The sequence below is a fragment of the Bacillus sp. EKM501B genome (assembly GCF_011800505.1).
GTDB lineage: Bacteria > Bacillota > Bacilli > Bacillales > Bacillaceae_G > Bacillus_A > Bacillus_A cereus.
In genome coordinates this window covers 156,283-178,771 of sequence record NZ_JAALFZ010000004.1, presented here as the reverse complement: position 1 = coordinate 178,771, position 22,489 = coordinate 156,283, and the positions used below count along the sequence as shown (strand labels likewise).

Sequence of the window (22,489 nt, the reverse complement as noted above, 5' to 3'; positions counted from 1 at the left end):
TATTAACTTATACCTTGCTGTGCTTTTGAATGCACTCTTCCATCTAAAAAGGTAATTTCAACAAATGAATTTGGATTGTTTCCTTTCCAAGCAAAAATTTGTTTAATTTGTGTAGAATGTTCTACCCCTTCTTCTATAAGTAAATCTCCTTCAAAACCAATTAAATCTTTCACTTCTGTATAAGTCATCCCTTCATTTATACTCGAAAAATGATTTATATTGATAGACTCTTTCTGTTGCCTTTCCATCACAGTAGAAGAAGTTGCTGTTTGATTTTTCACTTCTTTTCTCTGTTCACACGCTGTCATACTGAAACCTAAGCATAAACTAAACAATATACATGCGCTTTTTTTCATCATAACAGTTGTCCCTCCCATCATAATTAAACCATATTTTTCCTTAAAAATAAACTGAATATTTAATATTATATTTAAAAACCTCGTACAATTAAGTACGAGGCTAATTTCATTTATTCAAATGATTATTTGATTGATCATCCTGTTCTTTTCTTAACTCTTGTTCTTCATCTTTTGGTAATTGTTTATCATTATCTTTAATTGGATTCGTTTCTCTATTTTCTATCATATCATTTGGAACTTGTGGCATTACTCGGCCCACAATAGCGGCTAATTCATCTAGTATACCTTCACCTGTTTTTCCTTTTTTAATTTGCTTTCCGATTTGTTTGAGCCGTTCATACGTATCAACATCTGCTACAACGACTGCATTAGCACCGTCAGGGTCATTTTTTAAACTTTCTGCAACAGAGTATTTAATTGATTCAACTCGAGTTCGATCAAGTTTTGCTTTTACATCAATACCTACAATAGCATATTTTCCAACAACGACCGCTGTTGCATCATTCACACCTGGCACACTTGCTGCTAAAGATGCTAAATGATCTGCTGCTTTTTCATTTGGCTTATTTGATTTATTCGTATAATTAACATTTTTCATTGAAACATTTTTTTGTTCCGGCTTTTCGTTTGGATTGTCTTTTTTTCCAATACTGCATCCAGTTATAACGAAGCAAAGCATCAATATATATATTAGAGTTTTCATTATTTTCACCACTTCACTATTAAGGTTTAATCATAAATTTTTTCAACAGCTTGCATTTTCTTTACCTTTTCCTCGGCCCCGCTATTAGCATTAATGAATATTTGGTACGTATCTTTTCCTAAAGTGCCTACAAATTCATAGCAAAGTACTTCATTATGCAAATCATTGACTACTAAAGCTTTACGTTCTTCCATGACTTTTACATCCGGATTGATTTTCTTTCTTGCTTCTGCTGCAGTTAGCTTTGCCGATGGAACTGTTCGCTTTTGATGTGACGCTAAATATTCTTTTGCGGAGAACCCAACGATAGAACCATCATCTAAAGCAATTTTCATTTGGATTGCTTCTGGATAAATTCGTACTCCATTTTCATTTACTACATACGTAAATACACCAACATTATCATATTGAGAGCTATCATAAAGCTCCATATTATTAAACTTATGGTCCTTTAAAAATTTCAAACCTTTACTACCTGCATCGTTTAAACTAACTTTCTGTTCTTTAATTTCGCGGTTATTCATAACCCAAATTGGATATCCGCCTTTTCCGGTAATATCCATATAGAACTCGTTGTTCGTTGCTTCATCTTTAATTTTCACACTATAGAAGGATTCTTTCGCACCTTTTCCGCTTTTCTCAACATCTACTTTTTCATTTCCTTTTAAATTCAAAAACGATTTGGCAATTTTCGCCGCTTCATCTTTAGAAATTGCCTTTCCTTCCGCTTCAAATCCGCCTTTTTTATTTTTTTGCGCACTTGTAAAGGTCGGTCCGAAGTTTGTAGAAGAATATGATGTTACGTTTTTCTCTACAGTTTTCAATCCATCAATAATTGTGTTATCTGCTGGATCGCGATTTGATGCAAGTGCCATTTCTACATCCATCCAGCGTAAATTATTTTTCAAAACAAGATGTTGTACTTTTCTTAGTTCATCTTGTATATTTCCTGCATTTGAATATAAAGTTTGCAACGTTTTATATTCTTGCTCATTTAACGGTTCTTTTTCTAAATCACGAATGGCTGCACGGTAACTAAAATCACCGATATTCGCTAAAAATTCTTCCGTTTTATTAAATGGCATTAATGTTAAAGGAAGTTGCCCTACATCTGAGCGAGCTTCAGATGTTAAACGCCATACATCCGCTAATGCAGGTGATAAAGATGATCGTGAATTCATCGCAAGTGTTGTGCCAATTTTATCGTGTAATAAATCGACTTCGTATGCTAAATCATGGAATGCACGTTGATAGCTATTTTCCGCTCGAATTAAAACTGCATTTTTCTCTTGGTGCTCTTTATAGCCCCAATAGCCTGTTCCTACTACACCGACTGTTAATAATACAATGATAATACCTCGTAACATTGTCCCACCTCCGCTCTATTTACAGAAAATATGTTTACCGATTTTTTTAATTTGTGGACGAGTCCAAATCCATTTACTAGTCGCGGTATCTGGATTGAAATAATATAAAGCATTTCCTGTTGGATCCCATCCGTTAATCGCATCTAAAACTGCTTTTTTTGCTGTTTCATTTGGCGTTAAATATATTTGCCCATCGGCTACCGCTGTAAATGCTCTAGGCTCAAAGATTACACCTGAAACAGTATTTGGGAATGACGCACTTGTAACACGGTTCAAAATGACAGCAGCTACTGCAACTTGTCCTAAATATGGTTCACCGCGTGATTCTCCGTATACTGCGTTTGCCATAAGCTGAATATCATTTTGAGAATAACCGTTCGGAACATTTGTCCCTTTATTTTGAGGTGGTTTATTCTCTTGTGCAGTGCCACCGCTATTTCCTTTATTCGTTGTCGTCCCTTTATTAGCAGTTGACTTGTCATACTTCGTTGCCTTCACGAGCATTTGCTTCGTTTTAGCTCCAGCTAAACCATCAACGGGTAATCCGAATTTCTCTTGAAAATTCCGAAGTGCCCAATATGTACCCCATCCGAAAACACCATCCACTTTTCCCGTATAAAACCCGTTATATTTCAAACGAGATTGCAGTTCAATGACATCTTCGCCAGATGCTCCTCTTTGAATAACTTGATTAGAAAAAGCTTCTACATTCTTTAATTGTATACTACTGACCATTAAAGACAGTCCTATGAACGCAAGTAAAACTGCTATTTTAAAAATAGCTTTTTGGCGCATAATTTTCCCTCCTTAATTACGGAAATGATTTCTTGGTTATGTTTTGTAAAAGCCTCGCTTTTATGTAAAGAAGACAAAAAAATCCAAACTAATATCGTTGAAAAAATATGTAAACAATATAAAAAAGGATAAAAGGAGTTCATCATGAAAAAATTGTTAAAACGTGTCGCACTTGTCATTCTGTTCCTAACAACATGTTCAAATATATATACAGGCTCATCAATTGTTCATGCGCAGCCACCGTATGCCAAATGGGGTAAACTTGCCGTAGAAAAGACGAAAGAACAATACCCAAAAGCAGAAATTATTGACTATCTTCATATAGGTAGAAAACCAAAAACAGTTCAAATAACTGTTGAAAAATTTAAATTGTGGTTACGTGAGAACGGAAAAGAATACGGTGTTTTTGTTGATGTAGAATTTGAAACGAAGACGGAGAAATTTATAAAGTTGTCGTTTCAGAAGACGAGTAGATAAAGTGAAACCTTAATCAGTGGGGGTTTTGTTCATCTCCCACTAATCATCAGCCCTCACCAATCGGACTTTTACGAGCAGCCCGACAAATAGCTGGATAAAGTGAAACCCCCACTGTTAAAAACAGACACAGTGGGGTTCTTGCATTTCTAAAATTCTTTTCTAAAGTTTCGATTCCCTAAAAATCTTACCAATATACAAATAGCACCAATTACAACTGCTATTCCTATACTGTATAAAAGTACTTTACCATATCCACCTATTCTCGGATCTAAAAACGGATATGGATACCAATTCACGATTGGACCACGTATTAAGCTATATACAACGTAAAAAAACGGGAATAAAAGCCAACTTGCAGCTTGTTTCCAAGTGATTTTCTTAATAGGTGGATTTAAAATCCAATCTAAAAGCATTGTAATCGGCATGATATAATGTAGCACAGTATTTACCCATGGTATTGCCGTTTGAAGTGACTCTTCTAATCCTCTTAGTAACAAAAAATAAACGAGTCCTGTCGTAAGTATATATACCGTCGCCGCACCACGAAGTATACTAAACTGCTCTGAGCGACCAAATGTAGCTGTTCCGATACTACTTAAAAGGAGAATACATGCAACTAAAATGTTACTTTCGATAGTAAAGAAACTAAAAAAGTTAACTGGATTGAACGGTTTCACTTGTGCCCTGATTATGAATTGCGTAATAATGGCGCTACATACTAGAAGACTTAAACAGAATCTAAATAAAGATAAAATTTTTTCATCCTTCATACATTCCCTCCTTTTCTTATATATAATTAGAATTTCCCTGTACATGCTCAATAAATAGTTTTAATGGAACGAGCCCACGTTTTGGCATATGACTACTTATAATAGCTACTACTTCTAACTGAGGAATGATAACGATGTATTGTCCGCCGTATCCCATAGCGAAATATATACAATACGGCATGTGAAATCTTTCGGTATGTAATACCCACCAGTGATATCCATATGCGCCGACATGTTCATATGTTTCAAAATGCGCCCTACTTGACTCTTCTAACCATTTCGCTGATACAATTTCTTTTTCATTCCAATATCCATTTTGCAAACATAATTTTCCTAATTTTAATAAATCGGTAGATTTCATTTTCATACCGAAGCCGCCGACATATATACCCTGCGGATCTTGTTGCCACTCGTATTCGTTAATTTCTAATGGATTAAATAAATATTTCTTTGCAAACCGCTCTGTCGACATTCCAGTAGCTTCTTGAATAATATAGCTCAGTAAATGAGAAGAACCTGAATTATAATTCATTTTTGTAGCAGGTTCTTCAATTATTGGCTTTTCTAATATGTACTGTACCCAGTTCTCTGATTCTACAAAGTCATTTGGGAATACTACTCCATTCCCAAACTCTTTCCAGTCCTCACCAGTAGTCATTGTTAATAAGTGATATAGTGTTAAATTATGTTTTCCCCTAGGTACATTTTCAATCCACTCTGTGATCGGTGTATGTATATCATTTATATAGCCCTTATCAACTGCAATACCAATTAATAAAGATACGATACTTTTTGTAATCGAATTTATTTTATATAAGTTATTTGCACATTCGGGTGTTTTATAATACTCAGTTGTTAATTGTCCTTTTTGATAAACAAGAAATGTATTCACTTTTTTCTTTTCGAATTTATTTTCTAGTTGCTTGAAATCCAAAAACTTTACCTCCATTTAAATAGTTAATCCATTTATTATATCTTGTTCCTTCATTTTAAACATAATTGTGCTCAAATAAAAATAAACCTGTCAGCCATAATGAACTGACAGGTTTATTTTTATAATTTTGTACGAACATTCCAAAGCTCTGGGAAGAATTGTTGATCAAGTACTCGCTTTAAATAAGAAACACCGGAGGATCCACCTGTACCCATTTTATGTCCAATAATTCTTTCTACTGTTTTCATATGACGGAAACGCCATTGTTGTAGCCAGTCTTCAATATCAATCAATTTTTCAGCAAGCTGATATAAATTCCAATATTTTTTCACATCCGCATACACTTCTAACCATGCTGCTTCTACTGTTGCATCTTCTTCATAAGGCTGCGTAATATCACGGTTTAACACATCTTTATGAATAGGGAATCCTTCTTTTACTAATGCTTGAATCGCGACATCATATAGACTTGGTGCATGTAGCGCTTTATGAAGTCGTGCATGTAATTCTGGATCCTTTTCATAAATTTTTAATGCATGTGGCGTTTTATAGCCAAGTGCATACTCAATCATACGATATTGATACGATTGAAAACCTGAAGCTTGACCGAGTGAATCACGAAACTCAATATATTCTGATGGTGTTAATGTCGCAAGAATATCCCAAGATTGAATAATTTGAGACTGAATTTTTGATACACGTGCTAACATTTTAAAAGCTGGTTGTAATTTATCTTGTTTAATAGATTCAATCGCCGCATTTAGCTCATGTAAAATGAGCTTCATCCAAAGCTCACTTGCTTGGTGAATAACGATAAATAACATTTCATCATGATGGTCTGATAATCTTTTTTGAGAAGATAGTAAACTATCTAATTGTAAATATTCCCCATACGTCATATTCTCTTTAAAATCCGTATGAATCCCTTTTTCCATAATTACTTTTTCATTTTCTTTCATATTAGCCAAACGCCCCTTTTATATGATTCTACTTATATTGGTCTAATAACGGCTCGAACTGGACTTCCATCCGCATCAGTTAATGCAAGTGGTAATGCAATCAATTCATAATCACCGTCTGCTACATGATCTAGTACGACATTTTCTAAAATATGAATTCCATGTTTAAATAATTGATGATGCGCTGCTAATTCTTTATCATCTAGCGGATCAACTGATGGGACATCTACTCCGATTAAACGAATACCTTTCTCCGAAAGAAAAGGTGCTATGTCTGCACGTAAATGAGGGATCACATCTGGAAATTCTTCAGCTTTTCCATGTGAAGATGTACGTAATAATAATCGTTCTACACCTTCTAAATGAAAGCTTTCTAATTCCTTTTTTCCGATGCTTTCAAGATTAGAAACGTCAATAATCCGTGCTGGGCCAACATAAACTTGAACATCTAAATCCAATACTTTCTTTCCATCATTATCAAAATGAAATGGTGCATCAATATGAGTGCCTGTATGAATACTCATCGTTAACTTTCCAACATTTACTGAGCCACTTTCTTCTTTTGACCATGAAACTTCATATGAGAACGGTGTGTCTCCTGGCCACGTTGCAATATCATTATTTAGCGGTTGTGAAATATCAATCCACTCTGATGTTTTCATGCTTATGCCACAACCTCTCGCTTATTTTCAAACTGTTTATACTCTTCTTCTTTCATAATTTTCTTTAATATTTGTACAGATTTCCACACTTCTTCATATGTGTTATATAAAGCGACCGGCGCAAGTCTTACTCCATTAGGTGCTCGGAAATCAGGGATAACTCCATTTGCTTTTAGCGCTTTACAAATACGTGCTGCTTCTGCATGTTCTAAATATATGTGCCCACCACGTTTTTCATCCTCTAATGGATTTCCAATTGTAAATCCGAAATCTTTTAATTCGTGATCAATTAAATTCAGCATATATCTTGTAATATGTAAAGATTTTTCGCGTAAACGTTCAATACCAGCATCTTTAAACATTTCAAGAGAACCAATTAAAGGTGCTGTACTTAATACGTGCGGTGTACCAATTTGATAAGCACCTGCATGATCGGCAGCTGTTAATGTATGCTCCATATCAAACTGTTTATCTTTTCTAGAACTAAACCATCCAGACAATCCTGGCAGTCTATTAAAATGTTTACTATTTACATAAAGGCCTGCAACACTACCCGGTCCTGCATTTAAATATTTATAATTGCACCAAACAGCAAAATCGACATCCCAATCTTTGAAATGATGCGGAATAGATCCTATTGAATGGCATAAATCAAATCCAATGTGAATGCCGCGTTTATGAGCTTCCGTTGTTAAACGTTTCATATCAAGAATTTGACCACTTCTATATAAAACAGAAGGTAATAAAATTAAAGCGATATCATCTTCCATCGCATGGATAATATCTTCTTCAGAAAGTGTTCTACCATCTCGGCTTTTCACTCTTACTAAATGCTCCTCTGGATCTAATCCTTTTAAACGAATTTGACTTTGAAGTGCATAAATATCTGATGGGAAAGTCAATTCATCCGCAAGTATTTTTGTACGTATTCCTTTCGGCTCATAAAACGTCGCAATAACTTGGTGTATATTCGCAGTTGTGGAACCGGTTACAATAGTTTCTTCCGGTAAAGCTCCAATAAGAGGGGCTGTAAGTTTACCTAATTTCTCTGAAAGGAAAAACCACGGATGCTCACCTTCTGTCCAGCCGTCAATACCATACTCTTTCCACGAATCTAGCAACGTAAGTAATGATTTCTCTGCTCTTTTTGAAAGTAGCCCTAATGAGTTTCCATCTAAATATATAGTACCTTCTTTTTTATAGAATTCAGTTTGAAAATCTTTCAGTACATCATGTTTATCACATTCAAGCGCATACTCATAAGTTGGTTGAAATGGTTCTTTATACATGGTGTCACCTTCTCTTAATTTTCTTTTTATTCTAACTAATTGAAATATATCACCTTAATTGATACAACGTCAATGATATTATGTCAGTTGACTTTATATATGAACTTCTTTTACAATACAATTATATTTTCAGATATTTCAGTATAAAGAGGTGATTCTTTGAAAAACAGTACCCTTTCATCAAGAAAACACCGCTCCTTAGAAACGAAGAAGAAACTATTACACTCTGGTTACACTATTTTTATACGTAACGGATTTCAAAAAACGACAATTACACAAATTATTAAACATGCAGAAACCGGATATGGTACAGCATATGTATACTTCAAAAACAAAGATGATCTCCTAATTAGTTTAATGGAAGATGTTATGAATCGTTTTTATAATATCGCTGAACGCTCTTTTTCTCCACAAACAAAAGAGGAAGCACGTATAATGATCCAAAATCAAGTTAGAGCATTCCTGCAATTAGCAGATGAAGAACGCGCTATTTTGCAAGTTGTAGAGGAAGCGATAGGATTATCAAGAGAAATACAGCAAAAATGGGATGAGATTCGGGAACGTTTTATAACAAGCATTAAACAGGATATTACTTACTCTCAAGAAAGTGGATTAGCACAACCTAATTTAAATAAAGAGATTGTAGCACGCGGTTGGTTCGCGATGAATGAATCGTTTCTTTGGACTATTATGCAAAATGACAAAAAGATTAACTTAGAGGAAATTGTGTATACGTTAACGGAGATGTATACGACCGGGTTATATAAATAGCACACCTTCAATAAATAAGGTGTGCTATTTTACATCTATAAAAATATATTATCCGGGTATGGTAGTGCTAAAGGAGGCTTTTCAGAAAATGAGAAATATTGTAGTTTTAAAGATTCACCATCTATCGATTTCAGTTTTCCACTAGTAATTTCACATTCAAACACAACAACAATATATTCTACTTGATCGCCATTCGGATATATATGACGGAACCTTTCCCCTCCAAATACCCCTTTTTGTTTTTTCACTTGTACTTTCAATCCTGTTTCTTCCCATACTTCCCGAATTACTGCTTCTTCTGGAGTTTCTCCAGGTTCAATTGCTCCAGCCGGCAAACTCCAATATTCTCCGCCAGGATATTGAAATAAGAGTTCTCCCTGCTCGTTTTTAATAACTGCAGCTACACTTGGCATGAATATTAGTTCATGTCCTAATTGCTCCCGGATTTTTTTATAATATAGCGACATCGACATATAATTCTCTCCCACTCCATTAATGAATAACTGTATTTTCTGACATATATTCTATAATAATACCAATAACAATTTCTATATAGAAAGGATAAGAAAATGACCCAAGTACAACTAGTAAATAGCTTTCTATCATTTTTAGGAACGACAAAACAGCCTACTAGCTTAAAGTTTTTAAATGAGCTTATTAAAGCTCATCAAGAAAAAGTAAAAGAACCAATACACTTATCAAATATGAAAGAACTTATTTCAAGGTCTAACGATTGGCATACATCTCCTGTATTAAAGAAAATTCAGATTTTCGGTTATATCGATGGTATTCCAACTTCTATTAATGATAATGTTTTAAAACGATATTTCCAAGGTAAGAAAAGAGAACAAATCATTACATCTTCTGAACTTAATTATTGGATAACAGAAAGATTTTGTGTTGATAAAGAAATATATGAAAGAGCTATTGAGATTTTCAATGAAAATTTTTCAAACAGTAAAAGCGTTACTCATGAGATTGAGTAACGCTTTTACCTTAATATATTTTTAATATTAATCTTCTTTATGATAAGCAGCTTCTACACATTCTGCTAGACGTTCCATTTGTTCTATAGTTAAACCTCGTGAAATCCAGCCTGTTAACTTATACATCATTTTATAATAAAAATTACTAGGTTCATATTCTGAAATTAATGTTAGTGCTGTACCTTCCTCATCTTCTTCTAACATATAAGTCATTGCTGAATATCCTTGCTTCATTTCACTACCAAGTGAAATAATATGCGGTGCATTGTATTCAAGGATTTCTACTTCAGCCTCGAATATTTTCTTACCGACTTTTTGAACAGTAATATATTTATCTCCTACACGTGGATTCTCTTTATCCATATTTGAAGGATAGCGATTTTCTATTATAAACGTATTCCATTCTTTTATTTTTTCATCTTCTATTATGTAGTCACATACAACATCCAATGGTGCTTTTATTACTATTTCAATTGCAAAACTCATTATACTGCCCCTCTCAAATACCCTATCCATTTCTATTTTAACTAAATCATTATGCCATATTTTATATAGTGAAATACAAGTAGAATTTTAACTTTTTATTGTGAGGAGAATTCTATAAAAAATCATTTTTTATTAATTTAAAAACTTATTCATGCAAAATATTTTATTAACGATACAACAATTAAAAATAAAGCCAGAAGTAGTAAAGTAATCCCTATACTTCTAATTTCTTTTTCGTTATTCTTTATATTTTGTAATCCTAAACTAACTAACATAATCCCTATAAGCGTTTGTAAAATTAGCATACTCTGTTCCGAAGCATCATTCCAACTATAAATGGAATACCCCATTATAATAATTGCAAGTAAAACAGTTACGATCCTATTCATACGCAAACCCTCCCTTTTTAAAAAGAAACCGCTAAGTTTCCTTAGCGGTTTTATTAACAATTTATATTTAGTAAATGTGCTTTTCATGAATTTGATATAAGTCAAAAGAATTTCCTGTCCAATATAACTACGCATGTTAGCCCGCTTTTTCTTTATTCAGTCTACTTACAATTCCAACTATAAATTTATATTCAATCCTCCTCTTCTTAGTTTTTTTAAACCCTTCTTTCGTATCAAAAATAAAACACGTTTTCCGAAACCAAATTCGTACATATAAAGACTCAAAATAAATAGGTTTTATAATTCCTCGTTCCTCAAATTCAGTTCCATCTTTATTTTCAGTTTCTGTTCGAACGAACCACCTATTTCCGAAGCCAATTTCAATATACTTCACATAAGTCCCCCTTTCGGAAATTAATTTCTAACTGTTCTATTATTTCCCCGGTAAGCGCACATTCCGACAGAACATGAGCCCACAAAGAAAAAGTAGATTGCAAAAATCTACTTTATAACTTATATTTTTGCATTCGTTTATAAAATGTACTACGGGGTACATTTAATAGTTTTGCAGCTAACGAAACATTTCCATTTGTCTTTTGTAATGCTTCAATCATGCTATCACGCTGTATTTTTTCGCGAAAATGTAATGTATGTTCTGTTTTATTTTCAACTTGTAACTCAAGTTGTTGTTGATTTCCCCTCATTGTTTGTAACAAAAAATCTACTTGTTTTTCGCATATTTCCCGTCCTTGCGACAAAATGTAAATGCGTTCTAATACATTTACTAGTTCCCGAATATTTCCGGGCCATGTATGTTGTAAAAATTGATTGTATATACTCTTTGGAAATACAACATTCCAATTCTTCTGTTCGCAAAAGTGTTGTATAAAATATGGGATATCCTCTTTTCTTTCTATTAACGATGGAACATATAACGGATAAACGTGCAAACGATAATATAAATCTTGACGGAATTTCCCTTCTTCTACTAACCGTAGTAAATCTTTATGTGTGGCAGTAATAATACGAATATTTACTGGTACCAATTTTGAACTCCCAATTGGAGTTATTGTGCGTTCTTGTAAAACACGCAATAATGCTACTTGCATCTCTGGTGGTACTTCACCAATTTCATCTAAAAATAATGTTCCTCCGTTTGCTTGTTCAAATTTCCCTTTATATCCTTGACGTCGCGCACCTGTAAACGCACCTTCAGCATAACCGAACAATTCACTTTCCATTAATTCTTTAGGCAAAGAACCGCAGTTAACAGCTATAAAGGGCCCGTCTTTTCTTGGACTATTTTCATGAATCGCTCTCGCGACATATTCCTTTCCTACTCCTGTCTCACCACATACATACACACTAGCATCAGTCGGTGAAACAAGCTTAATTTCTTCTAGTGTGTGTTGAAATGCTCTGCTTGTCCCGGTAACTCCTGAAAAAGTAATCCCTTTTATAAATGTGAGAGCAGAATATGTATTCATTTGTTTATTTTCCTTTAAATACATACATTTCCCAATCATTCTTTCATTACTATATACTGGTATCTCTAATTTAGTTTCCAATCCATGGTGCATTAACTCTTCAAGTTTCATTCTTGACCAATTATTTATTCGTTCACGAACGCTCTTACTCGCAGAAACGATAACATCACGATGATTACAAATAACTACTTGTTCATCACTATCAATGACATCTAAAAAACGATGGATTAAGTGTAATTCATTTTGATGAACTCTTATGCTACATTCACGTTCTATCGCATGTGCAATTGAAGTTACCATACCGAGCATATATGGATGCGAAAATTCAATTGGACACGAGAAATCTAGAACACCAATTAATTTCCCATCATCATTATGAATGGGAGCAGCCGCACAACTCCAGCTATGAGATGCCACGGTGTAATGTTCAGTACCACTTATCATAATAGCTTCTTCAATTTCTAGCGCTGTTCCAATTGCATTTGTGCCAACAGCTGATTCCGTCCATTTTACACCTTCAATAAAATTAATATGTTTCGCTCGCTTTAACGTTTGTTTATTTCCACTTAACGATAGAACATAACCATCTGGATCGATTAATAATGCCATCATTTGTAGTTCATCAATGGTTTTTCTCATATTTTGTATTTGAGGTAATGCGATATCAAGGAAAATTTCACTCTTTTTCTTTTGTTCTTGAAAAATGTTAGAAGACAAAATTTTCTGACCTTTATTCATGTGAGGATTAACATTAGCCTGTTTACATCGATGCCACGATTCTGAAATTCTTTGATTTATGCGATTTGAATCAAGAACACCTTCATTAACAAACTTTTTCCATGTATGTAAGTAAAACGGTGAAGCTAACATTGTATCATCTCCCTTTTAATTGTTTTGGAGATTTATAAAACATACTTTTATTATAAAACTGAATAAAAGCGTTTTCAATACAACTAGCAAGACGACACAAATATGTTAATAATTTGAATATCTTAATGCACTTCTTTATTCTTTTTTAGTAGCACTATATTTTGTATAATGGACGCAAAGAAAATACATAACCAAAACCACTTTTGTGGATTACCATTTATAAAGAAAACAATCACGGCTATTGCAAATAAAATAGTGGATGCTAAACTAAAATATAATTTTGTTTTAATTTCTCTTATCCCTCACCCCTCTGTTACTTTACAGTACATACTAACTCTTCATTTTTCATCTCTACTATGTACTCCTGTAAAACATATTCTTTCCCTCCATGGTTTTCATACCATTCATGTATTCCTTTAATATGCCTCTCGTCACTTCTAATTTTCGATTCTATTTCATTATACTGTTCATAACTATCATATTCCCATATGGCAAATACTTCAGACGTACCATTCTTATTATCTTTCATCCAGCGTCCTATTAGCCTAGAACCATGCTTTAATTGATTAGGTAAGTTCGTGTGATTGAAATGATCATTAAATACTTCTATGAATTCATTTTTCACTACATAGTACTTCCTTCTGTAAAACATACTTCTTCACCTCTTTCATGAAAAGTATTAGTAAATCTTCCCATCACTACCGTATTATAATACTTTCCATCCGATAGTCTTTTGTCATTTTTCAAAATGCCTTCTACTTCAAAACCTAATTTTTTATAAAGATGAATAGCTTTCTCGTTTGTCTCTAATACTTGTAAAGATATTTTATTTACTGCATTTTCGTCAGCCCATTTAATAGATTGTTGTAATAGGCTCTTCCCCATTCTATATCCCCAAAACTCTTTTAAAATACAAACGCCAAACTCCACTTTATGAGATAATCTCTTAAAATTTGATCCTTCACATCTTGAAAATCCAACAATTCGATTGTGCACTTCTACAACTAAAAAGAGATTCTTCGTTTCTTCACTATCTGTTTTTATTATTTTTTGAAACCCTAGGTCATCTATAAATCCCTCTCCAGCATCTCTATCCATATTTTCAGTTTCTCCATCAATCTGAACTCTAATTTTCGATAACTGCTCAGCATCTTTTTCAGCTGCAGAACGAATTGTATAAGTTAATCCATTTATATGATACTCTTGCTCTTTTACAATCATGTCAAACTCCTTTCAAATCAATATAATGGCGCTATTACAACTTGTTTACCTTGTTTCTCAAATTCCTGAACAGTTTCTTTACTAGCCTCTTCGTCAGTTATAATAAGGTCAACTTCTTTTAGAGACTCTCCTCTTATAAAACAATCTATTCCAAGTTTATTATGCGGAGCTAAACAAATATTTCTTCTAGCAATTTCACTTACTCTTTTACTAAAATAAGCAACTTCAGGTGTTGCAGTACTAATACCTTGTAATGAAATGCCTCCACCTGTAGAGAAATAAAGATCAATAGAAAATCTACTTATCAATTCAGAGGCAAATGTATCAGTAATATTTCCTGAAGGCTTTACTTTTCCACCAATTAAATATGTATCGATGTTCTTATATTCTCTTAGATGACCAGCTATTTCTATAGAATTCGTAATAACCGTAAATGATACTTCCGGTAAATATTTCAGCATCGCATTATGAACGGGAGCCCCGCCAATAAAAATAGAATCATCTTCTTGTATATAAGATGTCGCAACTTTTGCAATTGTGTTCTCATATATTGAGCTATCACTATAACGTTTAGCTGGTTCCGCAGCTAAGTTCCTCACTCGCGTAAGTTCAATTGCACCTCCGTGCGTTCTTTTTAATAAACCATCCTTTTCCATAATAGACAAATCTCTTCTTATAGAATCAATAGACATTTCAAATCTTTCCGCAAGTTCCTTTGCGATTACTCTTCCATCTGTATTAAGTAGTTCTAAGATTCTCTCTCGACGTTCTTCAGTAAACATGTTATCACCACCGTTATTGAAGATTCAGAAACTTAAACTTTATTTTAATTATATGTATGCCTCTTCTGTTTTACAATATTTTCAGTTCTTATTTATTCCGTTTTATACAGTCTTCTCCCGATTTCTATCCCATTAATTTGCCAACCGAATAAATGTATATCTGTATATTACGCAAAAATACTTTCATTTACCTTCCTGTTGATGTAAAATTATTCCTATGTTTTACTTTTTAATACAGAAAGGGATTACTATGAAATCATTAATCAAAACGACATGTACAGCATTATTATTTACTGGAATATTAACAGGATGTAATAGCAATACTACATCAAAACAAGAAAAGAGCGCTCTCGAAAAGAATGCAATGCACTATGGAGAAATAGTTAAAAACGAATACTATAGAGCGACAGTTGAAAATGCAAAGTTTGAAAAAATAGACAAAGAGCGACGCCTTACTACTCGTGTTATGATTAATAATGTTCGGGACGATGGACAAACTATTGATCTTTCGGAAATAAAATATTTCATACAAGATGAAAAAACTGGTCAGAAATATGAAGGTGAAGCTCATCCGATAGATGACGAGCACTATAAAAATGTTCCACACGAATTCTCTTTAACTACTGACGTTGTGTTTGAACTGAAAACTTCACCAAAAGATTTAAATAATATGTATTTATACATAGATAGCAAAGCAGCGCCGTTAACAGATACATATTGGAAGCTTGATAATTTAGTATCTAAATAGAAAGACCAGTCTTACATGACTGGTCTTTTACATTCATACATTTAACTTTCATTAACACTTATATTCATTTTCTAATAACAACTTGAATAACATCAGCTAAACCAGTGTGCCCTTTCCCTTCAATTCGCTCTTGTTCGCCATTAAAGAAATGAATTACCTTATGTTCTTCACACCAAGTAAGGATATCAATTGGATCATACAGCATATCAACATCTTTTGGTCCACCAGTACTATAGTTTATTTGTTTTTTTGAGTAAACTTCAAACATAATTAAACCACCAGGCTTTATCGTTTGTATCATTTTACCTAATATCATTTTTTTATAATTATCATGAAAATGTCCAAATACCATAATTGCTGCATCATATTCATTTTCTGGCAAACTATCAGCTAATAAATCTACTTTTTTTGTATGCACGTTTACGTTATGCTTCTCTGCCAATTTTTTTGTCTTCTCTAATCCATCTTCCGAATAATCAATAGCTGTTACTTCGTTCCCTTGTCTTGCTAGAAATACAGCATTTCTACCTTCTCCCTCCGCGAAAGCTATTACTTTATTGTGATTTGCTAAACGAAATGCTTGTTCTTTAATAAATGTATTAGGTTCTTCCCCGTAAAAATATTCATCTGATTTATATCGATCATTCCAAAATTTAGTCATCATCTTCTCTCCTTCTTCATATCATTTTCTAACTACAATTAAAGATATCGAAGAGTCTTTTTATCCTTAATTAATTTAAAAATAAAAGCAGATTAAAAATCCACTTTTATTTTTTTCGCAAGATCTACGATTTTTTGATTTCGTAACTCTTCTTCCATTTTCTCTTCTGCTGCAAGCATTACTTCATTAATTAAACATCCAGGTTTGTCATGTAAACAACATTCAAACAATGATGTTTTACCTTCAATTGCATGTATAATATCTAAAAATGAAATATCTTCCCAATTCTTACTAAGCGAGTAACCGCCCTTTGGACCAGATGATGAATGTATCATCCCTTCCTTCGTCAACTTAGTTAGTATTTTAGACAAGTACGTTGGTGAAACATTTTGCATTTCTGCTAATTGGTGAACACTAACTAACTTATTTGGTGTAGCCTTTGCCAGAAAAAGCATTGTATGAAGAGCATAATTTGTAGCTTTAGAATATTTCATAATACAGCTCCTATTGTAGACTTCATGTATCTACAATAACTTTATTTTTTTATTATGTCAAACGTTTGTAATACTCCATACAACATTATTTCTTCACAAGTAATACATCTGCCGCGAAAATCGTCACTTCTCTAAATGGAGAGTCAAATAAAACACCTAGTTCAAAACCATCTTCAGTAAGAGCTATTTCATGATATAACCACCAAGCATTTTCAAAGTTTTCCGGCATAGAACACTTTGTTACTCCTATAAAGGTTACTTCAAGTTTATCAAATTCACTAAAAGTACCACTGCAATCTAATACGATAGACAAAGTATCTTCTGATTCTCTCTTTACTACTTTAATTACACTATCGTGTAGTGATGTCTTGTGTAACTGAGCGACGTTTGACGGAAGTTTTTTCTCAATGGAATTAAAATATTCTACGTATGATTGATCTAATTGTGCCACTCTTTTCTCATAATCTGTTGACCACTCTCGCATACGTTTTTTCAGTTCACCAGATGGGTATTTTGAATTAGTTGTGATGTTTTGTATAATTGAGTATATCGATTCAGGAAGGAATTTTAATAAATCTATTTTCCTTTCCTCTATTTCTTCCTTTAAACTTTTTATATCCATTTCTGACCATTCTTTTATAGACTCTATAAAACTTACAAATTCTAAAACTTGCATTTTTTTATACCAATCTCTTGTAAAATATTTCAATGACACCTCTCCTAAAACATCTTTACATCCAGTAAAAACAATATATCCACTTATTATATCATTCCAATAACTATTTTTTCTAAAGAAAAAATGTAAAACTGTAAATATTCCGCCTATTTTTTCTAAAACTTCAGAATATTTACAAAAGTATAAAATTAGAATACATTTTAGCTGTACAAGATTCACCTGTACAAAAATTCAAACAAAAAGGGATGGTTATATGTTGAAGAAATTAGTAGCAGGAACATTAGTAGCGGGTTTTGCATTAACTGGAGGACTAGGTGCGGTAAGTGCTGAAGAAAAAAGCAACACAATTAAGTCATTTGATTATTTAAAAGTGGATGAACAAAATGTTAATTCATTTGCAAAATTAAATGATCAGGATAAGAAAAATATCCAAATTACTATGGTATTACCAGAGCAAAATGAAAATGGGGATTGGCTAGCTTACGGTTTTACTAGTCGTGAAACATTAGATGCGTATATTGAAAAGGATAAAAAAGCAATTAAAAATAAAATTAATCCTTTAGGTAGCGGTGCTGGTAGTACTGATTTTTATGAACATAAAGATAAAGGTGGCCAATATATTTACTGGAGTAGCGGCTTTAAAAACTTACCATCTAGCTGGAATGACAGAATTTCTTCTGTAAGTACAGCGTCACCTTCTGCAAGTTATTCAACGACACTTTGGGAGCACACTTCAACACAAGGATATGGAAAAGGCGTTTTATTTAAACATGCTGATTGGTACGGTAAAACTGCTAATTTAGCTGCTGATTGGAACGATATTACTTCAGCGATTGAAATTAAATAGTAATAAGACATTTAATTTCTTCTATAAAAATTCAAACCACTATTCTCTCTTTCATTTAGAGAATAGTGGTTTATCATATTTCTATTTAAGCATGTACAGCATGTCCTACTGCTTGCATTAACGCTTCATGAATCGCCTCAGATAAAGTTGGATGTGCTGCAATATAATCTCTCATTATATCAGCGGTAACTTCTGTATGAATCATTACGGTTCCTTGACCAATAAGTTCAGTTGCATAAGGACCGATAATAGAAATCCCTACAATTTCTTGGTATTTAGGTTCCACAATGACTTTTACTTTCCCTACTTGTTCTCCTAAAATAAGAGCTTTTCCGTTCGCTGTAAAAGGAAATTCTCCGATGAGAATATCACCATATTGTTCTCTTGCACCTTTTTCACTTAACCCGACACTAGCTATTTCTGGAGCTGTGTATATACATCGAGGCACAGCGTGATAATTTACTTTCACGTCTTCTCCACTTGCGTGTAATGCTGCTGTCGTTCCTTCATGGAAGGCAACGTGAGCAAGCTGAATTCCACCGATCACATCACCAGCTGCGTAAATATGTGATACGTTCGTTTGCATATGTTCGTTCACAGCAATCCCTTTATTTGAAAACTGAACCCCTGCTTTTTCTAAATCTAATTGTTGTACACGTGGTTTTCGGCCGACAGAAATGAGAACATATTCCGGGTTAGCTTCTTGGATACTACCTTCATATTCAAATGAAGCTTGCTTCTTATAATTATTTAATCCTTTTAAAGCAGCTCCTGTAAATATTTCTACGCCATCACTTTCTAATTTCTCTCTTAAAATATGTGCGATATCTTCATCTTCACCTGGTAATAATTGCGGTGCCATTTCAACAATCGTAACTTTTGTCCCAAGGCGACTATAAATACTTGCAAACTCACATCCTATTACACCACCGCCAACGATTAACAATGAAGATGGTACACTCTCAAGAGACATCGCATGGCTACTATTTAAAATCCATTTTCCATCAAACGGAGCGAATGGTAATTCTGTAGGTTCGGAACCAGCTGCGATAATAAACCTCTCTCCATCCACTACTTCTTCTTTATTTCCTTGTACAACTCGCACACGATGATCCGTTTCGAATTTCGCTTTTCCTTTTACAACTTTAATTTTATTTTTCTTCATTAAATATTGTATTCCTTGGACGAGTTGCATTACGATTTGTGATTTCCTTGCCTGTATTTGATCCCAATCAATTGATATACTTCCTGTATTAAGCGTAACCCCATAATCATTCGCTTTTCTCACAATGTCATGCACTTCTGCACTTTCTAACAATGATTTCGTCGGCATACACCCAACATTTAAACACGTTCCGCCAAGGTCAGCTTCATCAATAAGAGTGACCTCTTTTCCATTTTGAGCCGCGGTAATTGCCGCTACATATCCAGCTGGTCCGCCTCCAATTACAACTAATTTACTCATTCTCTCACCTTCTCTTTATAAAAGAATTGTTATAGGTTCTTCTAAATAATATTTAATTGTGCGTAAAAATGCAGCTGCTGGTGCACCGTCTAGTACACGATGATCGAATGTTAAACTTAAAGGTAACATACTACCTTTTTTAAATTTTTTCCCTTTATATACAGGAACATGTTCAATTGCGCCAATACCTAAAATACCAGTCTCAGGTGTATTTAATACAGGTGTGAAATATTCAATACCAAAGCTACCTAAATTACTAATTGTAAATGTCGTTCCGTGCATATCATCACTACTTAAGCTACCTGCTCGCGCCTTTTGTGCCATATCCTTAATCTCTTTAGACAACTCTACTAAAGATAAATTATTTGCAAAGCGAATAGCTGGAACGACTAATCCTTTTTCTAATGCGACTGCTATGCCTAAATGCACATGTTCAAATTGATGAATGGCATCATCTATATAAGCGCTATTCATTTCTTTATGCTCTCTAAGCGCTAATACAACAGCACGAGAAACGAAATCCGTAATGGTTAGTTTGTTTTCGTATCGTTTTTGCACAACTTCCGCTATGTCTTTATGTAATGCAACTAAATCTGTAACATCTACTTTCATCGTTAACGTTAATTGCGCACTATTTTGTAAGCTTGCATGCATACGACTCGCAATTGCTTTTCTCATACCAGTAACAGGAACGACTGTACTTTCTTCTTGTTCAGGTACTTCTGGATTTGCTACTCTTTCTTCTAGCGCCTTTAATACATCTGCCTTTGTAATCCTTCCGCCAGGACCTGTACCAACTAATGCCTTGATATCCAGATTTTCAGACTTTGCAATTTTCTTCGCTACAGGTGAAATTTTAATTCTTTGCTTCGATACTTCTTTCCCATTTGGTTCTTGATTTTGTACATTTTGTACTTCTATATTAGATGTTTTTTCTTCTATAACATGTGTGCTTTCCTGCATTTCTACTTTTTCATTCGGTTTACCGATGTAGCAAATTACAGTACCAGGCGGCACTCCTTCATCTTCACTTACAGCTATATCAAGTACCGTACCATCAGCTGGCGCTTCAATTTCCGTTTCAATTTTTTCTGAATTAATACTAGCAATCAGTTCTCCTTTTGCTACATTATCGCCTGCTTTAATATTCCAGCTCGTAATAATACCTTCTTTCATCGCCATACCTAACTTCGGCATTACAACTTCTACAGCCATGTGTCTCTCTCCCTTCTCATCGTTTTATTACACATGTAATAAAGATTGGTCTCCAATCATTTCTGATACAGTTTCAATTACTTTTTCTGGCGTTGGCAAATACAACTTTTCAAGTGGTGGTGAGAACGGAACAGGTGTATGTGGTGCTGTAATTCGTTTAATAGGTGCATCTAACAAATCAAAACCTTTATCCGCTACAATTGCCGCAATATCTGTTGCGATACTACATCTTGGATTCGCTTCGTCAATAACGATAAGACGATTTGTTTTTTCAACAGATGATAAAATAGTATCTTCATCAAGCGGTGATAAAGATCGTGGATCAATTACTTCTACTTCAAGCCCCTTTTTCGATAATTGCTTTGCAGCTGCAAGTGCTGTATGAACTTGTTTTCCGATTGCGACAATTGTTACATCAGAACCTTCTCGTTTAATATCTGCTTTTCCTAAAGGAATTGTATAATACCCTTCCGGCACTTCACCTTTCATATTGTAAAGTGTTTTATCTTCAAAGAAGATTACTGGATCATCATCTTCAATTGCTGCTAATAATAAGCCTTTTGCATCATACGGCGTGGAAGGAACAACAACTTTAATACCTGGTATGCTCGTAAATAATGCGTACAAACTTTGTGAATGCTGAGCTGCTGCACTAAAACCAGCACCATGCATCGTACGTACTGTAACGGGTACTTTTGCTTTACCTCCAAACATATAACGGAATTTCGCACCTTGGTTTAATACTTGGTCAAGACAACTACCGATAAAATCATTAAACATTAACTCAGCTATCGGACGTAACCCAGTTGCAGCAGCTGCCATCGCAGCTCCCATATAACCCGCTTCAGAAATTGGTGTATCCAATATACGATTTCGACCAAACTCTTGTACAAGTCCTTTCGTAACACCAAGAACACCACCCCAAGCTTCATCATCTTGCAGATGATCAACTTGTGCACCGCCTGCAACATCTTCACCTATTAAAATTACATTTTCATCACGACGCATTGAGATTTTCATCGCTTCATTAATTGCAGTTGACATACTTACTGTTCTAGTCATAATTTTTTCACCCT

The 22,489-nt window shown here is 33.9% G+C and carries 28 protein-coding genes; 5 read left to right on the top strand and 23 right to left on the bottom strand.

Translation table 11 applies throughout. The annotated features are described in order from the left end of the window. Positions 1–2: 2 nt before the first annotated feature. From HFD78_RS11910 to sleB, 4 genes are all read right to left on the bottom strand, one after another. Positions 3–359, bottom strand: coding sequence for a hypothetical protein (locus HFD78_RS11910; RefSeq protein WP_000976447.1), 357 nt, complete (start codon positions 357–359; stop codon positions 3–5). Between the two features lie 106 nt (positions 360–465). Next, a complete protein-coding gene (locus tag HFD78_RS11905) occupies positions 466–1,062 on the bottom strand; it encodes a YhcN/YlaJ family sporulation lipoprotein (protein WP_000854053.1) in 597 nt (198 codons plus the stop codon). A 26-nt stretch (positions 1,063–1,088) separates the two neighbouring features. Then, positions 1,089–2,429, bottom strand: a complete 1,341-nt coding sequence (gene ypeB, locus HFD78_RS11900; RefSeq protein ID WP_000943727.1) for a germination protein YpeB — start codon at positions 2,427–2,429, stop codon at positions 1,089–1,091. Positions 2,430–2,444: 15 nt separating this feature from the next. Beyond that, positions 2,445–3,224, bottom strand: a complete 780-nt coding sequence (gene sleB / locus HFD78_RS11895) for a spore cortex-lytic enzyme (RefSeq protein ID WP_001249053.1) — start codon at positions 3,222–3,224, stop codon at positions 2,445–2,447. 144 nt (positions 3,225–3,368) lie between these two features. Between sleB and HFD78_RS11890 the strand changes: the two genes are divergently transcribed. Next, entirely contained in the window at positions 3,369–3,701 is a 333-nt protein-coding gene (locus tag HFD78_RS11890) for a DUF3889 domain-containing protein (protein ID WP_000734903.1), read from the top strand. 146 nt (positions 3,702–3,847) lie between these two features. Here the strand turns inward: HFD78_RS11890 and HFD78_RS11885 are convergent, their stop codons facing one another. The 5 genes from HFD78_RS11885 to kynU all read right to left on the bottom strand — a co-directional run bounded on the left by HFD78_RS11885 (position 3,848) and on the right by kynU (position 8,315). Beyond that, positions 3,848–4,471, bottom strand: coding sequence for a Pr6Pr family membrane protein (locus HFD78_RS11885; RefSeq protein ID WP_000650952.1), 624 nt, complete (start codon positions 4,469–4,471; stop codon positions 3,848–3,850). Positions 4,472–4,487: 16 nt separating this feature from the next. After that, on the bottom strand, positions 4,488–5,405 hold the full coding sequence (locus tag HFD78_RS11880; protein ID WP_098219543.1) for a serine hydrolase domain-containing protein: 918 nt from the start codon (positions 5,403–5,405) through the stop codon (positions 4,488–4,490). 119 nt (positions 5,406–5,524) lie between these two features. Beyond that, positions 5,525–6,364, bottom strand: coding sequence for a tryptophan 2,3-dioxygenase (gene kynA, locus HFD78_RS11875; protein ID WP_000661957.1), 840 nt, complete (start codon positions 6,362–6,364; stop codon positions 5,525–5,527). Positions 6,365–6,396: 32 nt separating this feature from the next. Beyond that, on the bottom strand, positions 6,397–7,026 hold the full coding sequence (gene kynB, locus HFD78_RS11870) for an arylformamidase (RefSeq protein ID WP_000858061.1): 630 nt from the start codon (positions 7,024–7,026) through the stop codon (positions 6,397–6,399). Between the two features lie 2 nt (positions 7,027–7,028). After that, positions 7,029–8,315 carry a kynureninase gene (gene kynU / locus HFD78_RS11865; protein WP_000276309.1) on the bottom strand — a complete coding sequence of 429 codons (1,287 nt, stop codon included), beginning with the start codon at positions 8,313–8,315 and terminating at the stop codon, positions 7,029–7,031. A 159-nt stretch (positions 8,316–8,474) separates the two neighbouring features. Between kynU and HFD78_RS11860 the strand changes: the two genes are divergently transcribed. Then, entirely contained in the window at positions 8,475–9,086 is a 612-nt protein-coding gene (locus HFD78_RS11860) for a TetR/AcrR family transcriptional regulator (RefSeq protein WP_000798550.1), read from the top strand. 35 nt (positions 9,087–9,121) lie between these two features. On the opposite strand, the gene HFD78_RS11855 is transcribed toward HFD78_RS11860, so the two are convergent. Beyond that, the gene (locus HFD78_RS11855; protein WP_000062927.1) at positions 9,122–9,559 is read right to left on the bottom strand and encodes an NUDIX hydrolase; all 438 of its coding nucleotides are present in this window, start codon (positions 9,557–9,559) and stop codon (positions 9,122–9,124) included. 96 nt (positions 9,560–9,655) lie between these two features. Between HFD78_RS11855 and HFD78_RS11850 the strand changes: the two genes are divergently transcribed. Next, on the top strand, positions 9,656–10,072 hold the full coding sequence (locus HFD78_RS11850) for a hypothetical protein (protein ID WP_000195533.1): 417 nt from the start codon (positions 9,656–9,658) through the stop codon (positions 10,070–10,072). A 27-nt stretch (positions 10,073–10,099) separates the two neighbouring features. On the opposite strand, the gene HFD78_RS11845 is transcribed toward HFD78_RS11850, so the two are convergent. From HFD78_RS11845 to HFD78_RS11815, 7 genes are all read right to left on the bottom strand, one after another. Then, positions 10,100–10,558 (bottom strand): SRPBCC family protein, encoded by a 459-nt coding sequence (locus HFD78_RS11845; RefSeq protein WP_000006411.1) that lies wholly within the window; start codon positions 10,556–10,558, stop codon positions 10,100–10,102. Between the two features lie 149 nt (positions 10,559–10,707). Continuing rightward, the gene (locus HFD78_RS11840; protein WP_001080070.1) at positions 10,708–10,947 is read right to left on the bottom strand and encodes a DUF3953 domain-containing protein; all 240 of its coding nucleotides are present in this window, start codon (positions 10,945–10,947) and stop codon (positions 10,708–10,710) included. A gap of 136 nt (positions 10,948–11,083) precedes the next feature. Then, positions 11,084–11,341 carry a DUF3977 family protein gene (locus HFD78_RS11835; protein ID WP_000873826.1) on the bottom strand — a complete coding sequence of 86 codons (258 nt, stop codon included), beginning with the start codon at positions 11,339–11,341 and terminating at the stop codon, positions 11,084–11,086. A gap of 112 nt (positions 11,342–11,453) precedes the next feature. Beyond that, positions 11,454–13,304, bottom strand: a complete 1,851-nt coding sequence (locus HFD78_RS11830) for a sigma-54-dependent Fis family transcriptional regulator (RefSeq protein WP_065703923.1) — start codon at positions 13,302–13,304, stop codon at positions 11,454–11,456. 313 nt (positions 13,305–13,617) lie between these two features. After that, positions 13,618–13,956, bottom strand: a complete 339-nt coding sequence (locus tag HFD78_RS11825; RefSeq protein WP_000499983.1) for an NIPSNAP family protein — start codon at positions 13,954–13,956, stop codon at positions 13,618–13,620. Continuing rightward, positions 13,929–14,525, bottom strand: a complete 597-nt coding sequence (locus tag HFD78_RS11820; protein WP_000635686.1) for a GNAT family N-acetyltransferase — start codon at positions 14,523–14,525, stop codon at positions 13,929–13,931. Before HFD78_RS11820 ends, HFD78_RS11825 begins: the two co-directional genes overlap by 28 nt. Positions 14,526–14,542: 17 nt before the next feature. After that, positions 14,543–15,307 (bottom strand): DeoR/GlpR family DNA-binding transcription regulator, encoded by a 765-nt coding sequence (locus HFD78_RS11815; protein ID WP_000493660.1) that lies wholly within the window; start codon positions 15,305–15,307, stop codon positions 14,543–14,545. Positions 15,308–15,557: 250 nt separating this feature from the next. On the opposite strand from HFD78_RS11815, the gene HFD78_RS11810 reads away from it, so the two are divergent. Then, the gene (locus tag HFD78_RS11810; RefSeq protein WP_000838469.1) at positions 15,558–16,055 is read left to right on the top strand and encodes a hypothetical protein; all 498 of its coding nucleotides are present in this window, start codon (positions 15,558–15,560) and stop codon (positions 16,053–16,055) included. 64 nt (positions 16,056–16,119) lie between these two features. Here the strand turns inward: HFD78_RS11810 and HFD78_RS11805 are convergent, their stop codons facing one another. The 3 genes from HFD78_RS11805 to HFD78_RS11795 all read right to left on the bottom strand — a co-directional run bounded on the left by HFD78_RS11805 (position 16,120) and on the right by HFD78_RS11795 (position 17,919). Beyond that, positions 16,120–16,719, bottom strand: a complete 600-nt coding sequence (locus HFD78_RS11805; RefSeq protein ID WP_002196577.1) for a class I SAM-dependent methyltransferase — start codon at positions 16,717–16,719, stop codon at positions 16,120–16,122. Positions 16,720–16,808: 89 nt separating this feature from the next. Next, positions 16,809–17,210 carry an Rrf2 family transcriptional regulator gene (locus HFD78_RS11800; RefSeq protein WP_000877650.1) on the bottom strand — a complete coding sequence of 134 codons (402 nt, stop codon included), beginning with the start codon at positions 17,208–17,210 and terminating at the stop codon, positions 16,809–16,811. An 85-nt stretch (positions 17,211–17,295) separates the two neighbouring features. Further along, positions 17,296–17,919, bottom strand: a complete 624-nt coding sequence (locus HFD78_RS11795; protein ID WP_000873444.1) for a DUF4085 domain-containing protein — start codon at positions 17,917–17,919, stop codon at positions 17,296–17,298. 220 nt (positions 17,920–18,139) lie between these two features. Between HFD78_RS11795 and HFD78_RS11790 the strand changes: the two genes are divergently transcribed. Then, positions 18,140–18,733 (top strand): hypothetical protein, encoded by a 594-nt coding sequence (locus tag HFD78_RS11790; RefSeq protein WP_000914430.1) that lies wholly within the window; start codon positions 18,140–18,142, stop codon positions 18,731–18,733. 85 nt (positions 18,734–18,818) lie between these two features. Here the strand turns inward: HFD78_RS11790 and lpdA are convergent, their stop codons facing one another. The 3 genes from lpdA to acoB are packed head-to-tail and all read right to left on the bottom strand — an operon-like array spanning position 18,819 to position 22,475. Continuing rightward, the gene (lpdA, locus tag HFD78_RS11785) at positions 18,819–20,198 is read right to left on the bottom strand and encodes a dihydrolipoyl dehydrogenase (protein WP_000041211.1); all 1,380 of its coding nucleotides are present in this window, start codon (positions 20,196–20,198) and stop codon (positions 18,819–18,821) included. 15 nt (positions 20,199–20,213) lie between these two features. After that, on the bottom strand, positions 20,214–21,413 hold the full coding sequence (locus tag HFD78_RS11780) for a dihydrolipoamide acetyltransferase family protein (RefSeq protein WP_000257764.1): 1,200 nt from the start codon (positions 21,411–21,413) through the stop codon (positions 20,214–20,216). A gap of 27 nt (positions 21,414–21,440) precedes the next feature. Next, positions 21,441–22,475, bottom strand: coding sequence for an acetoin:2,6-dichlorophenolindophenol oxidoreductase subunit beta (gene acoB / locus HFD78_RS11775; RefSeq protein ID WP_000198898.1), 1,035 nt, complete (start codon positions 22,473–22,475; stop codon positions 21,441–21,443). Between the last annotated feature and the right edge of the window lie 14 nt (positions 22,476–22,489).